Source organism: Methylobacterium oryzisoli, assembly GCF_046557895.1.
Lineage (GTDB): Bacteria > Pseudomonadota > Alphaproteobacteria > Rhizobiales > Beijerinckiaceae > Methylobacterium > Methylobacterium oryzisoli.
Genome location: NZ_JBKIBX010000011.1, coordinates 135,655 through 148,552, shown reverse-complemented (window position 1 = coordinate 148,552; position 12,898 = coordinate 135,655). Strand labels below are relative to the sequence as shown.

At 67.4% G+C, this 12,898-nt stretch carries 11 protein-coding genes, 1 tRNA gene and 1 pseudogene; 2 read left to right on the top strand and 11 right to left on the bottom strand.

Going from position 1 to position 12,898, the window contains the following annotated elements:
* Positions 1–174 precede the first annotated feature (174 nt).
* A pseudogene (locus tag ACKUB9_RS13375) lies at positions 175–951 on the top strand (transposase).
* A 64-nt stretch (positions 952–1,015) separates the two neighbouring features.
* Here ACKUB9_RS13375 and ACKUB9_RS13370 read toward each other — a convergent pair.
* The 4 genes from ACKUB9_RS13370 to ACKUB9_RS13355 all read right to left on the bottom strand — a co-directional run bounded on the left by ACKUB9_RS13370 (position 1,016) and on the right by ACKUB9_RS13355 (position 5,984).
* On the bottom strand, positions 1,016–1,834 hold the full coding sequence (locus tag ACKUB9_RS13370) for a hypothetical protein (RefSeq protein WP_407522692.1): 819 nt from the start codon (positions 1,832–1,834) through the stop codon (positions 1,016–1,018).
* Positions 1,835–2,912: 1,078 nt separating this feature from the next.
* A complete protein-coding gene (locus tag ACKUB9_RS13365; RefSeq protein WP_407522690.1) occupies positions 2,913–3,524 on the bottom strand; it encodes a hypothetical protein in 612 nt (203 codons plus the stop codon).
* A gap of 483 nt (positions 3,525–4,007) precedes the next feature.
* Complete coding sequence (locus ACKUB9_RS13360) at positions 4,008–5,801, bottom strand: site-specific integrase (RefSeq protein WP_407522688.1); 1,794 nt, start codon at positions 5,799–5,801, stop codon at positions 4,008–4,010.
* Between the two features lie 107 nt (positions 5,802–5,908).
* A tRNA-Glu gene (locus ACKUB9_RS13355) sits at positions 5,909–5,984 on the bottom strand.
* Positions 5,985–6,106: 122 nt separating this feature from the next.
* Between ACKUB9_RS13355 and ACKUB9_RS13350 the strand changes: the two genes are divergently transcribed.
* Positions 6,107–6,901, top strand: coding sequence for a TrmH family RNA methyltransferase (locus ACKUB9_RS13350; RefSeq protein ID WP_407522686.1), 795 nt, complete (start codon positions 6,107–6,109; stop codon positions 6,899–6,901).
* A gap of 6 nt (positions 6,902–6,907) precedes the next feature.
* Here the strand turns inward: ACKUB9_RS13350 and ACKUB9_RS13345 are convergent, their stop codons facing one another.
* The 7 genes from ACKUB9_RS13345 to ACKUB9_RS13315 all read right to left on the bottom strand — a co-directional run bounded on the left by ACKUB9_RS13345 (position 6,908) and on the right by ACKUB9_RS13315 (position 12,684).
* Positions 6,908–8,449 (bottom strand): CYTH and CHAD domain-containing protein, encoded by a 1,542-nt coding sequence (locus ACKUB9_RS13345; protein ID WP_407522684.1) that lies wholly within the window; start codon positions 8,447–8,449, stop codon positions 6,908–6,910.
* Between the two features lie 116 nt (positions 8,450–8,565).
* On the bottom strand, positions 8,566–8,745 hold the full coding sequence (locus ACKUB9_RS13340) for a hypothetical protein (protein ID WP_410825827.1): 180 nt from the start codon (positions 8,743–8,745) through the stop codon (positions 8,566–8,568).
* Between the two features lie 46 nt (positions 8,746–8,791).
* A complete protein-coding gene (locus ACKUB9_RS13335) occupies positions 8,792–9,244 on the bottom strand; it encodes a ribose 1,5-bisphosphate phosphokinase PhnN (protein ID WP_410825825.1) in 453 nt (150 codons plus the stop codon).
* Complete coding sequence (locus ACKUB9_RS13330) at positions 9,244–10,377, bottom strand: alpha-D-ribose 1-methylphosphonate 5-triphosphate diphosphatase (protein WP_407522679.1); 1,134 nt, start codon at positions 10,375–10,377, stop codon at positions 9,244–9,246. Before ACKUB9_RS13330 ends, ACKUB9_RS13335 begins: the two co-directional genes overlap by 1 nt.
* Positions 10,378–10,388: 11 nt before the next feature.
* Positions 10,389–11,093: a phosphonate C-P lyase system protein PhnL gene (gene phnL, locus ACKUB9_RS13325; RefSeq protein WP_407522677.1), complete on the bottom strand. Its 705-nt coding sequence runs from the start codon at positions 11,091–11,093 to the stop codon at positions 10,389–10,391.
* Entirely contained in the window at positions 11,090–11,863 is a 774-nt protein-coding gene (gene phnK / locus ACKUB9_RS13320; RefSeq protein WP_407522675.1) for a phosphonate C-P lyase system protein PhnK, read from the bottom strand. The genes phnL and phnK overlap by 4 nt, the downstream gene beginning before the upstream one ends.
* Entirely contained in the window at positions 11,860–12,684 is an 825-nt protein-coding gene (locus ACKUB9_RS13315; RefSeq protein WP_407522761.1) for an alpha-D-ribose 1-methylphosphonate 5-phosphate C-P-lyase PhnJ, read from the bottom strand. Before ACKUB9_RS13315 ends, phnK begins: the two co-directional genes overlap by 4 nt.
* Positions 12,685–12,898 lie beyond the last annotated feature (214 nt).

The window sequence follows — 12,898 nt, the reverse complement described above, 5'->3', positions numbered from 1 at the left end:
GGGCGCGACCAGCGCGAGCATTGATCCTTACGGCGGCGTTCGCCATTAGAGGAGGAATTCACGCGCTCCAATGCGGGCTCGGCCAAGCGCCGGTTGCTTCTACGGCGCTCAGGCTTGGTCTGCCCTGCACCCTGACCGGAGAGCAGTGCCACAGCCCCGCATGAGCGGCAGCCCTTGTCCCCACACCTGAAGGTGCTGCATGAGGCGGCCGGACAGCGCGAACACAGCCTGCGGGAGGTGTTCAACGGGCTGCGCTATGTAATCCGTTACGGCGTGGCGGGCGAGGCACCACGTCCTGCCGCCCTGGCACGCTGTCTACGATCAGGCCCGGCGGTGGCTGCGGGCTGGCTGCTTCGAGACCTTGGTCCAGGACCGGCGCGCTGTATTGCGCCTGGTCTCGGTCCGCGCCGAGGATTCCGCGGCCATGGTTCTCGACAGCCGTACCCTGCGCTCGACGCCCGAGAGTGGAGCCCGCGCCGCCTGGAACGGTCACAAGCGTGCCCGCGGCTCGAAGCTGCGCACAGCAGTGGATACGCTCGGCCGAGTGCGGGCGCCGCAAATCACGCCCGCCGATGCAGATGATCGCGCCGTGATAGCCGCGCTGGCGGACGCCGTGCAGGTAGCGAACGGCGACAGTCTAGACCTCGCCTCTGACGATCTGGGCTACACGGGTGAGCGCGGGCGACGGCGGCTGCCGATCGCGGAATCGCCCTGGAGGTGGTCAAACTGCCCGAGGCCAAGCGCGGCTTCGTCCCGTTGCCGCCCCGGTGGGTGGTTGGACGAGCCTTCGCCTGGATGGCCCGCTTCTGCCGCTTGGCCCACAGCGACGAGCGGCTACCCGCCACTCTGGCCGGACTACACCTCGTCGCCTTCAGCGTCGTGCTCCTAGGCAGGGCGTCGATTCAGCTGCAGTTTGTAATGGCGTCCGGTACTGCGCCATCACGCTTGTGAGATGCTTCTGCACCGGCGAAAGGCGCAGGAGCGATTGCCCCCACGCCTTCGCTGCTGGCTTGTGTTACTGCAGCACGCACCGAAGACTGCCGTTCGGTCTCCGGCGTTTCTGCGGGAGCGGCGCTTTCTTTAACTTCATGCGCAAGGGTTGCAAGCACACCCTACCTTTCCGTACACCTCGAAACGCACATATAACCTGGACGTATGAATTGGGAATGTCCCATTCGAAGTCGGTCTTGGTCGCTACAATCGCCTCTTTTATGGCTTTAGCCTTCTGTTGAGGACGGGTTAATGGGCGCTGCTCGTCAGCCGTTGTATCGCCAGTCTCCTCGGACGGCTGATCGCCGTCGGCGGTCTCAGCTTCCTCAGGTGTTTTGGCGGGCTCATCGAAGAGATCGGAAATATACTCCTGAAAATGCTTATCATTGATTGCTTCCTTCTCGCGTTTGCGTTGAGCTCGGACCGCCAGCGATCGCCGCAATAATTCCTCAATTCCATGCTCCTGTAGGGCAGCCAGTACTTCTTCCGGCTTTGCCCATTGCTCCGTGAAGGGTTCCAATGCTACGGCGGCTTTCCAGGCCCGATCGTAGCGCTGCTTGGTTTTGGCTTCATAGATGAAAACCATTGCGTGCAGGTGAGCCTGCTGTTGATCTGTGGTCTTCAGACGTTTTTTCCGGTGCTGCCAGAAGGCGAGATTCTTGAATTCCCGCCAAGCTACATGATCGCGCGCCAGCGCGTGACCAGCAGCGTAGCCGACGGTAATCAGGTAGTGGAGGCGCTCATGGTAGCCGCGCTCCAGCCCCATCATCTGGTTCTGACAGAAGAGGGCCGCAGTCACGGGATCCTGCTTCGCCGTGGCGAGCAGGTCGATATCGTCAGTCATCCTGTTTCTCTCGTCAGATGTGCCTCGCAAGCGTGCGCCTTCGCGATCTTCGCGTTACGCGAGAATCCGCTGGGCTCCGACGAGGCTTGAGGAATAGGGGCCCACCAGCGTCGGTGATGTTCGGTATCGACCAGCGGGCCCCGGTTTTTCAAGCGTCAGACCAGATCCGTCTCACGCTTGAATTGCTTGATCAGCGCACGAACATCCTCAACGCGCCATGCGATAATGCGACGATCGAGCCGGACCGCGGGTGGATATCGGCCACATGTGACTCCCGAGAGCCACGTAGACTGGGAGGTAGGGATGGATCCACTTGGACCGGTGATGCGCTTCAGCCGCAAGATCCCTATCGGTGGAAAACTTTTACTCATCGACCCCTCCGATCAGTTCGAGGAGGCGGACAATGACCATAGGACGCCGGGAGGAGGTGTGATTTGGCGAAACAGAATGAGGAAATCGCGTCTTGGATGCCATCGGACTGCCATGGCAGGGGGGCAACCGCCATCCTTTTCGACCCGGTGTCAACTGGGTCACCTCGACAGAACTCGCATCTATGGCCGCGCTCCCCCTTCTCATCCAACCTCGGCCAGGATCACCGATTGAAGCGGCTGTAGATCATGGTGGGGGTTCGTACTCGGCAGGGCAGCTGCGCTACCCGTAGCCGGAGGTCGTACGTACAGGAGGCCGGAGGTGACACGCAGGCCCTCCCTAAACTCAGGTGCCGACTGATAGCGCCGCGTGAACGGCGCAGCACCGCCCACGGTTCGATCACCAGCCAGAACCAGTCCGCTGTGGCCGACGCCGTGCTCGAAGCGGCCGCCCTGAGTCACAAAATCTAGACTCAGAAACGCCGTAGTTTGGCCTGGACCNCAGAACCAGTCCGCTGTGGCCGACGCCGTGCTCGAAGCGGCCGCCCTGAGTCACAAAATCTAGACTCAGAAACGCCGTAGTTTGGCCTGGACCCTAGAGCGTGTTACGCACCGACGCTAAACCATTGACCAGCAACGATCTTTCTGCGCAGTGACCAATTGAATTGGTAAGCAATCACAGGCACTTAAGTCCAGGTCCGTAACACGCTCTAGAAGCTGTCGTTTCGTACAACTGAGTAAGCTTCCGCAAGCCGTACCCGTATCGTTTGTGCTAACGGTCCATCAAAATCAGCACCCAATACGGCTGTTTCTATACGTTTGGGAGCCGGATTGTTGCCATTTGCACTATATCCGTATTTGTCCACAGCCATTGCAATCAGCATCTTATAGAGAGTATTGATAGATTTCGTATTGTAATCCTCGAACTTCATCGACTGAGATTGTAATTTCGAGTAGAGTTTTTTGTATTTCTGAGCGATCTTTTTCCAATTCCGTATGCTCTTACCTCTTTGTACGGCGTCGGCGAGCGGTTGTGGTATGGTAATATCATTGCTTTGTGCCCATTCGAGTAAATCTCGCGGCCTGCATGGGCTTTCCAAAAAACCCATTTTGCGGGCCCGCAAAATCAAGCGGCGCAGGCGAATAAAATCGCGAAATTCGGTCTGATTCAGTTCAGCTGATCTCTTTCCTACTATTGTGTCTGGCTCAATTGAGAGCAAAAGAGCTGCCGCTTCTTTGAGATACCAGCCTGGCATATCGGCCCAATACCTCCAATCTACTCTGTACTGATGAGAATTTTCGAAGTTAATTTCACTATTCATTATATTTGCTCCCCTCTTGGTTTTCTATGTGGTTCAAACATTGGTTAGTTATTTCGCTTAACTTGCGTTTCAAATCTCACGTTGGTACGTGGCTACCAGGCGGTTCTCGACTGTGTGCGAGGTACATTCCGCAGACCTTGCGCGAGAAGCTTATGGCCACTGGGCCGAGTCACTGACTGGCAAGCGAAAGCCTTGGGTATCAACTAAAAGGCTGAATATCCGCAGCGATAGCACGAAGACGACATTTAACAAGAGCTTTGTCACGCTCCTACTAGGGAGTAAATAGGGCCTCTTGCTGCCAAGGTCTCGCGCTTGGACTAGGATCGCTAGGCTGCGTGAGACGAGGTCACTCAGTGCTGACGTCTGACCTCAATCGGCTCGATTGTGATGGCTCAGACTGCCTCGTCAGGGCTGGTCTGATCCCATCCCGCCGCGTGTACCTCTGCCATGCATGAGGGGAACTGCCGACTGCATTAGGCGTGACTATCGCCGGTCCAAGCCTCCTGATCCAAGGTTCAACAGTGGGAGATCGCGATACGAAACCCTATTGATCTCCCGGTGCAACCGCTGGAGGGAGATGCCTCGGTCGAGCGAGCCGTCAGCCCGGCGCTCCCGGCCATAGCGACGTCCGACCCCACCGCCCGCGTGGCCGGTCAGCGCGTGGTGCACCTCCTCGCCTATGTCCGCCTCGCGGCACGCCCGCTTGAAGGTGTGGCGAAAAGAGTGAAACGTCTTGGCCGGATGATCGACCACGTGCGCGCCCAGGTAGCGGCCGAACCACTTCGTCCAGGCTTTCACCTTCGGGTCGATGGGCGGCTCAAACCCGGGCCACAGCGGAGCACCCGGCGGCTGCGTGCTGGCCCGCGCGGCCACAAGGTCAAGCAGGCCAAGATGGATCAGCTCCTGGTGGATCGGCACGGAACGCGCTGAGGAAACGGTCTTGAGGCTCTGATCCTCGCCCTCGCTCGTGAAATCGAAGTACCAGATCTCACCGTCGCCCTGTCGCACGTCGCCGAGCTTGAGCTGCGCGATCTCTGTGCGCCGGGCTCCGCTGAAGAGAGCAATCAGAGGAAACCAGAAAGCCGCCTCCCCGCGCCCACCTCGGGGGCGCTCATTCTTGGCGAACACAGGTGAAGCGAACAACCGCTGAAGCTCTGCGATGCTGAAAGGCTCGTACGGCTCTCGTTCGGATGGCGCGATCTCGAACCCAACATGGAAGGGATTCGACCAGGCAGGCAGAGTCTCGAAGAAGCCATCCCGCTCGGCGCGGGTCAGGATCCCGCCCAGCAAGGCCAAGGTCTTGTTCACCGTCTGGACATTCCGCTTCGGGAACTTGCTCAGGTCCTGCTTCAGGAGGTTGGGGAGGCTCAACTTGCCGAGGCGGTTCGGCAGCGCCTTGGGTAGCTTGGCCAGTGCGTCCCGGTAAGCTCGACCGTGAGCTTTGGTGATCGCCGTGATCGCGAGGTCACCGTGTAACTCGACAAACTGCCGAACAGCTTTGGTCGCCTCGGCCGCCGTGCGTGGCTGTGGCTCGCGGGCTCCCCTGCCCCCGCCTTCGGCCCACCGCTTCAGGGCACCTGTGATCGTCTCTCCCTGTCCTCCGACCAAAGGCTCCGGTACAGGAACAGACTCACCCTCTAGCCTCGCTTTGATGCTCTCGAAGGCTCGTCGCTGAGCCTGCACAAACCCAAGCTCCAGCTGCCGCCAGGCCGGGTCCTCTGGGTGAAGAACAAGGCCGTGCTTGCCGACCGCGCGATTGACTGCCAACCCGATCAGATCACCGGGCCGCATCTTGGCAGCCTGAGCTCGAACCTCGCCGTCGAGAAAGGTCATGAGATAACGGTAGGCGCTCAGGTCGTCATCGGTCATTCCCAACCCATCGTGGTGGGCAGACGAGCCGGGACGGGCAAAGTTGAGCCCGATGCCCTGAGTGCGGACGGCTTCATCCCCGGTCAGGATCTCAATCTCGTGCTCACGGACGAGAGCGGCGATCTGGTCCGGCGAGATGCCAGCAGGAGGGCCGTCCCGCAGGAACCGTCTAGCGTGGTCAACTAGCGCGTGAGCCTCCGCAATGTGGACCAGGGCCTTGCGTTCAGCCGTCCTGCCGTCGTTCGTCTGAAGGGAGCGGATCAGCTCGGTCTTGAACCGGCCTGTTTGCGCGTTGACGAGGGGGCTGAGTGCCTCCGGCCAGGGGGCTGGGACCGGCTTGCCGGTCAGATCGTCGGGCAGAGGGAAGCGGAACTCGAAGCGATTGGCGCGGCGTTGGACGTACTTCATTCGGCCCATCGTACCTGGTTCCTGTAGCACGTGAATGTAGCACGCGCTCGGGAGCAAGCACTTGAAAAGCCAACAGCTTCTGAGATCTCAGCGCCTTAGCAGGCAGATGGCGCGCCCTACGGGACTCGAACCCGTGTTTTCGCCGTGAAAGGGCGACGTCCTGGACCGCTAGACGAAGGGCGCTCGCCGGGCCTGGGGTCCTATAGTGAGGTTCGGAGCGGGGAGCAACCGGATTGATGGGGTTGACGCGGCGCAGGCGCCGCGGCTTGTCGAAGCGCCGCGCGGCGCGGCGGAGATGAGACGGCATGACCACGAGGCGGACGGCGCCGCGGGATCGGAGACGGGGGGGACGAGGGCCGGACCGGCGCTCCGAGGGGCGGCATGAGGGGCCGGGCGACGGCCGGGTGGTGCTCTACGGCTGGCACCCGGTGGCCGAGGCCCTGCGCAACCCCGCGCGCGGCCTGCACCGGCTGCTCGCCACCGAGAACGCCGTCCAGCGCCTCACCGAGGAGGTCGGCGAGCTGCGCATCCTGCCCGAACTGGTGCGGCCGGGCGCCATCACGGCGCTGCTGGGGCCGGACGCGGTGCATCAGGGCCTCTATCTCGAAGCCGAGCCCCTCCCCGCTCCGGCCTTCGACGCCCTGCCGGACGGGGCCGTGCTGCTGGCACTCGACCAGATCACCGACCCGCACAATGTCGGGGCCATCGTGCGCACCGCTGCGGCCTTCCGGGTCGATGCCATCGTCACCACGGCGCGCCACTCGCCTGCCGCCACCGGCGTGCTGGCGAAATCGGCCTCGGGCGGGCTGGAGCACGTGCCCTTCGTGACCGTGCGCAACCTCGCGGAGGCGCTGATCGAGCTCGGCGAGCGGGGCTTCACCCGGATCGGCCTCGATTCGGAGGCCGACACGCCGCTCGCCGGGATCACGCCGCGCACGCCGCTCGTCATCGTGCTCGGGGCCGAGGGCAAGGGCCTGCGCCAGCGCACGCGCGAGTGCTGCGACGTGGTCGCCCGGCTCGATTTTCCGGGCGCGATCAAGAGCCTCAACGTCTCGAACGCCGCCGCCATCACCCTCTACGCGCTAGTGCCGCGCAGCTGAGCGTCGTCAGCGCCAGAACGGCCGCACGTCGATCAGCGCGGTGTGCGCCGCGGCGGCGTCGGCCAGAAGCTTCTGCGTGCGCTGCTCCGTGTCGGCCGCCGTCAGGCCCGCGGCGAAGACCGCGGCGCCCGGCGCCCCGCGCACGAGGTCGGCGGTGAGCGTATGGGCGGTGGCGATGTCGTTGAGGTCGCCCAGCGCGTCCTGCAGGTCGGCGAGGGCGCGCACGAAGGCCTTGTGCCGCTTGGCGGCCTTCGGCTTGGCGTAGAGGCCGGCGAAGAACTCGGCGCCGTAGCGCAGCTTCTTGGCGGCGATGCGCACCTCGTGCCGGGCATGCGGATCGAGGTGGTCGAGGCCGCGCCCGCGCTTCTTCACCTGGCGGCGGCGGCGCTCCAGCACCTCGGTGGCGAAGGCGCGGGCAGGGGCGTCGCGCCGCGCCGCCTGCGGGGCGTCCGCGGCCAGCCACGGTCCGGCATCGAGCCAGGCGACGAGATCGAGGAGGACGCCGCGCCACTCCGTGCCGTCGAGAGTCGCCATCACGGCCGCGTAGGCGGCGTTGCGCTCCTCCTCGAGGTGCCGCTCCAGCGTGAGGAGCCCGGCCTCGTCGGGCCGCCGCTCGCGCTCGGCCGGCAGGGTGGTCGCCAGGAAGACGTCGAGGTTGCGGGCCTGTCCGAACGGCTCGCTCAGGCGCTTCAGCTCGGCCTTGAGGGTCGGCATCCGGGCGTCGTCCACGATGTCGCCGAACAGCGAAAAAGCCGAGCGCAGCCGCCGCAGCGCCACGCGCAGCTGGTGCAGCGCCTCCGCGTGGCGGTGATCGCGCAACGCCTCCTCGTTCAGCCGCAGGTGGCGCAGGCAGGCCTGAGCGATGGCCTGGAACGCCTCGCCGGCGCTCATCGCCGGGTCGAGGGGCACCGCCTCCGCCTTGCTGAAGCGGCCGAGCCCGTCGTTGATCAGCCGGTAGCCGCGCTCGGCCTTGCTGAGCACGCCGAGCCGCAGCGGCACGCTGGCGCCGAGTTCGCGGGCGAGCCCGAACAGGTCGGCGGACGAGCCGTCCTTGAGTTCCAGTTCGAGTTCGTTGAGCGGCGCGGCGCGGTCGGCTGCCCCGTCGAGGGCGGTGATCCTGCCGCGGTCCAGGGCCACCTCGATCCGCGCGCCGCCATGCGCCACCGCCCGCACCGAGCGCTCCACTGCGGCCGAGAACAGCGGCCGCAGCACCGCCTTGCGGCCGAGCAGGTCGCCGAGCGGGGTTTCCGCGAGGGGGCGCAGGTCCGGCTCGGCCCCGGCCACCGCCCATTCCCATTCGGGCCGGTCGAACAGGCCGGCGCCCGGCAGGGCGGCCTTCACGGTCTGGACGTGGCGCGCGCCGTCGCTGCGCACCCGCAGCGTGTAGCCGGCCGCGCGCAGGCGCCGGTCCTCGGTGTCGAAGTAGACGGAGGTGAGCCGCGCCTCCTCGGGGGCCTCGCGCGGGTCGAGCAGCGGGTGTCCGCTCAACGTGGCGAGGTCCGAGGCTTCGAATTCGAGCTTCAGTTCGGTCTCGCGCGGCGTCGTCATCCGGTTCCGTCCATCTCCCTCGGGCGATCGATCGATCGCCGACCCAGCCGCATCCCGCGGCGAGCCGCGGATGATGGCTGGGGCGAAATACCTCCGCAAGGGGATCGGTTCCGGGATCAGCGTCCGCGCAGGTGTGCGACGAGGGTTGCGGCCGCCGCCTCGGGCGCGCCGTCGTTGAGGATGGTGAGGTCGGCCTGCATCGGCGCCTCGCGGGCGAGCCGCGCCGCGAGGTCGCCGTCCTCCGGTCGCCCGCGGGCGGCGAGGCGGCGCGAGAGCAATTCGGGCGGCGCCGTCACGGCGACGACCGTGACGGCGGGCAGGCGCGCGCGCGCCTGCCCGCCGTCACGGTCGTCGCCGTGACGGCTCCGCCCGAATTGCCCTCTCGCCGCCTCGTCGCCCGCGGGCGACGAGGCGGCGAGAGGGCAATTCGGGCGGAGCCGTCACGGCGACGACCGTGACGGCGGGCAGGCGCGCGCGCTTCTCCGCCACCACCCAGCGCGAGACGTTCGCCACCACCACGCGGCCGGCCCGCGCCAGCGCCAGGGTCTCCGCCGAGAGCGCGTAGCCGAGGCCGTGGGCGCGCCAGGACAGGGCGAAGCCCCCCGTCGCCTCGCCCTGCGCGAAGGCGGCCTCGCACAGTTCCTCGTTCTCCTCGTGGGCCGAGGGCGGGCGCGTGACGAGGCGGGCGGGAAAGACGTAGCGGGGCTCATCCGCCAGCGCCGCGCGGGCGAGCCGGATCAGCGTGTCCTTGCCGGCCCCGCTCGGTCCCACCACCAGCACGAAGCCGCCCGGCATCACGCCACCCGCTCGCCGCCGCGCCAGACCTGGCGCACCACCGGCACGTCCTGCGCCACGCGCACCCGCACGAGGTCGGCCCGCAGGCCCGGCTCCAGCGCCCCGCGGTCGGTGAGCCCCGTCGCCCGGGCGGGGTTGCGCGTCACGGTCGCCATCGCCGCGGGCAGGGCGATGCCGGGGGCGAGCCGCGGCAGCGCGAAGGCGCCCATGAGCAGGCTCGCGGGCACGTAGTCGGAGGAGAGGATGTCGAGGAGCCCTTCCTGCGCGAGCGCCGCCGCCGCGACGTTGCCGGAATGCGAGCCGCCGCGGATCAGGTTCGGCGCCCCCATCATCACGGTGATGCCGGCCTCCTTCGCGCAGGAGGCCGCCGCGTGGGTGGTCGGGAACTCGGCCAGCGCCACGCCCTCGCGGCGCGCCATCGCGACGTCATCGGGGGTGGTGTCGTCGTGGCTCGCCAGCGCGATGCCCCGGTTCTGCGCGAAGGCCACCAGCGCCGGACGGTTCGCGGCTTCGAGCGCCCGGCCCTCGCGGATCTTGCGCTCGGTGCCGGCCTGGATCGCCTCCAGCGAGCGCCCGCCCCGCGTGGCGTACTGGTAGTACTTGGCGATGTCGCGGAACTGCCGCTGGCCCGGCGTGTGATCCATGAGCGAGATCAGGCCGATCGAATAGCGCTCCGCGAAGGCCCGCACGGTGTCGACCACGTCGAGGGAGGGGAGTTCGCAGCGCAGATGCGTGAGGTGCTCGGCCCGGAAGAGGCCCGCCTCCCGGGCCGCCGCCACCGCGCCCGCGAGCTGCATCAGTTCGGGGCCGAGCCCGCTGCCGTCCGGGTCGCTGCCCGCCCGCAGGCTGTCGAACACCGTGGTGATGCCCGACGCCGCGATCTGGGCGTCGTAGGCGAGCACGGCGCCGAGCGGGTGCCAGCGCACCCCCGGCCGCGGGGCGTAGTGGCTCTCCAGGTGGTCGGTGTGGAGTTCGATCAGGCCCGGGATCAGGTGGTCGCCCGCGAGGTCGAGGCCGCGTTCCGGCGCCCGCCCCTCCCCGATCGCGGCGATGCGCCCGTCCTCCACCGCGAGCCAGCCGTGCTGTACCCGGTCGGGCAGAACGAGCGTGGCGTTCTCGAAGATCTCGGTCATCGGGGGATCCCTCAGGCCGCCGCCGGCGTGCGGAAGCGGGTGACGTCGACGACGCGGCTGGCCACCGCCTCGCGCACGTCCGCGTCGTGGAAGATGCCGAGGATGCCTGCCCCCGCGGCCTGCCGCTCGCGGATCAGGTCGATCACGACGGCGCGGTTCTGCGCGTCGAGGGAGGCGGTCGGCTCGTCGAGGAGGAGGAGCGGCTTGTCGGCGACGAGGCCGCGGGCGATGTTCACCCGCTGCTGCTCGCCCCCCGAAAACGTCGCGGGCGGCAGGTCCCACAGGCGCTCGGGCAGGTTGAGGCGGGCCAGCAGGTCGGCGGCGCGGCGCGCGGCCTCCTCCGGCGCGAGGCCTCCCTCGCGGCCGGCCGCCTCCACCACCGCGCGGGCGCCCACCCGCGGGATCACCCGCAGGAACTGCGACACCGAGGCGATCACCCGGCGGCGCAGGTCGAGGATCTCGCGCGGGGCCGCTGCCGCCACGTCGACCACCCGCGCGCCGTCGCGGACCCGGATGGCGCCGCGGTCGCAGCGGTAATTGCCGCAGGCCATCCGCAGGAGCGAGGACTTGCCCGCGCCCGAAGGACCGCCCAGCACCACGCACTCGCCCGGATGCACCGCGAGGCTGACGGACTCGACCACCGGCAGCACCAGCCCGCCGCGCAGGTGCAGCGTGAAGCGCTTGGCGACGTCCTCGAAGGCGATGAGCGGGGTCATGCGGCGAGCACCGAGGCGACGAGGAGCTGGGTGTAGGGCTCGGCCGGATCGTCGAGCACCTGATCGGTGAGACCGGCCTCGATCACCCGGCCGCCGCGCATCACGATCATGCGGTGGGAGAGGAGGCGCGCCACCGCGAGGTCGTGCGTGACGATGACGACCGCGAGGCCGAGTTCGGCCACGAGCCGCCGGATCAGGTCGAGCAGGCGCGCCTGCACCGAGACGTCGAGGCCGGAGGTCGGCTCGTCCATCAGCACGAGGCGCGGGCCGGTCACGAGGTTGCGGGCGATCTGCAGACGCTGGCGCATGCCGCCCGAGAAGGCGGTCGGGGGATCGTCGATGCGGTCATCGGCGATCTCGACCTTGGCCAGCCACTCGGCGGCGGTGGAGCGGATCCGACCGTAATGGCGCGCGCCCACCCCCATCAGGCGTTCGCCGACATTGCCGCCGGCCGAGACCGCCATGCGCAGGCCCTGCGCGGCATCCTGGCGGATGAAGCCCCAGTCGGTGCGCATCAGGTGGCGCCGCTCGGCCTCGGACAGGGCGGCGAGGTCGGCGAGCCGGCCGTTGCGCAGCCGGTACCGCACCGTGCCCGCATCGGGCGCGAGGTCGCGGGCGATCAGCGACAGCAGCGTCGACTTGCCGGAGCCGGATTCGCCCACGATCGCCAGCACCTCGCCGGCATCGAGGTCGAACGAGACGTCGGCGCAGCCGAGCCTGTGTCCGTAGCGCTTGGTCAGGCCGCGCACGTTCAGCAACGGTCCGCTCATGCCCCCTCCCCCCGATGGCCGGCCTCGCGGCGCTCCTCGCAATGGTCGGTGTCCGAGCAGACGAACATCCGGCGCCCGGCATCGTCGAGCAGCACCTCGTCGAGGTAGACGCCCCGCGCCGCGCAGAGCGCGCAGGGCTCGGTGAAGTGCTGCACCCGAAAGGGATGGTCCTCGAAATCGAGGCTGCGCACCCGGGTGTAGGGCGGCACCGCGTAGATGCGCCGCTCGCGCCCCGCCCCGAACAGCTGCAGGGCCGGGCACTCGTCCATCTTCGGGTTGTCGAATTTCGGCGTCGGAGACGGGTCCATGACGTAGCGGCCCGCGACCTCGACCGGGTAGGCGTAGGTGGTGGCGATGTGCCCGTGCCGGGCGATGTCCTCGTAGAGCTTCACGTGCATCAGCCCGTACTCGGCGAGCGCGTGGAGCTGGCGCGTCTCGGTCTCGCGCGGTTCGAGGAAGCGCAGGGGCTCGGGGATCGGCACTTGGTAGACGAGGGTCTGGCCCTCGGTGAGCGGACGCTCGGGGATGCGGTGACGGGTCTGGATGACCGTCGCCTCGGCGGTGCGGGTCGTGCCGGCGACACCTGCCGTCTTCGCGAAGAAGGCCCGGATCGAGACGGCGTTGGTGGTGTCGTCCGAGCCCTGGTCGATGACCTTGAGCACGTCGCTCCGCCCCAGGATCGCCGCCGTCACCTGCACGCCGCCGGTGCCCCAGCCGTAGGGCATCGGCATCTCGCGCGAGGCGAAGGGCACTTGGTAGCCCGGCACCGCGATCGCCTTGAGGATCGCCCGGCGGATCATCCGCTTGGTGCCCTCGTCCAGGTAGGCGAAGTTGTAGCCGGCGTGGGCGCCGCCGGTGGCTGGAGAGAACGCGGGATCGGCGGGGAACCCCTCCTCTCCCGCATCGCGCGCGGGCAGCGCGGGGAACCCCTCTCCCGTGCGGGAGAGGGGCAGGGGTGAGGGTCCAGGTGGGGCCGCAGTGAAGCTGAGACCGTCGTGCGGGGAGCTGAGCGTTTCAGAACTCAGTCCAACCGGT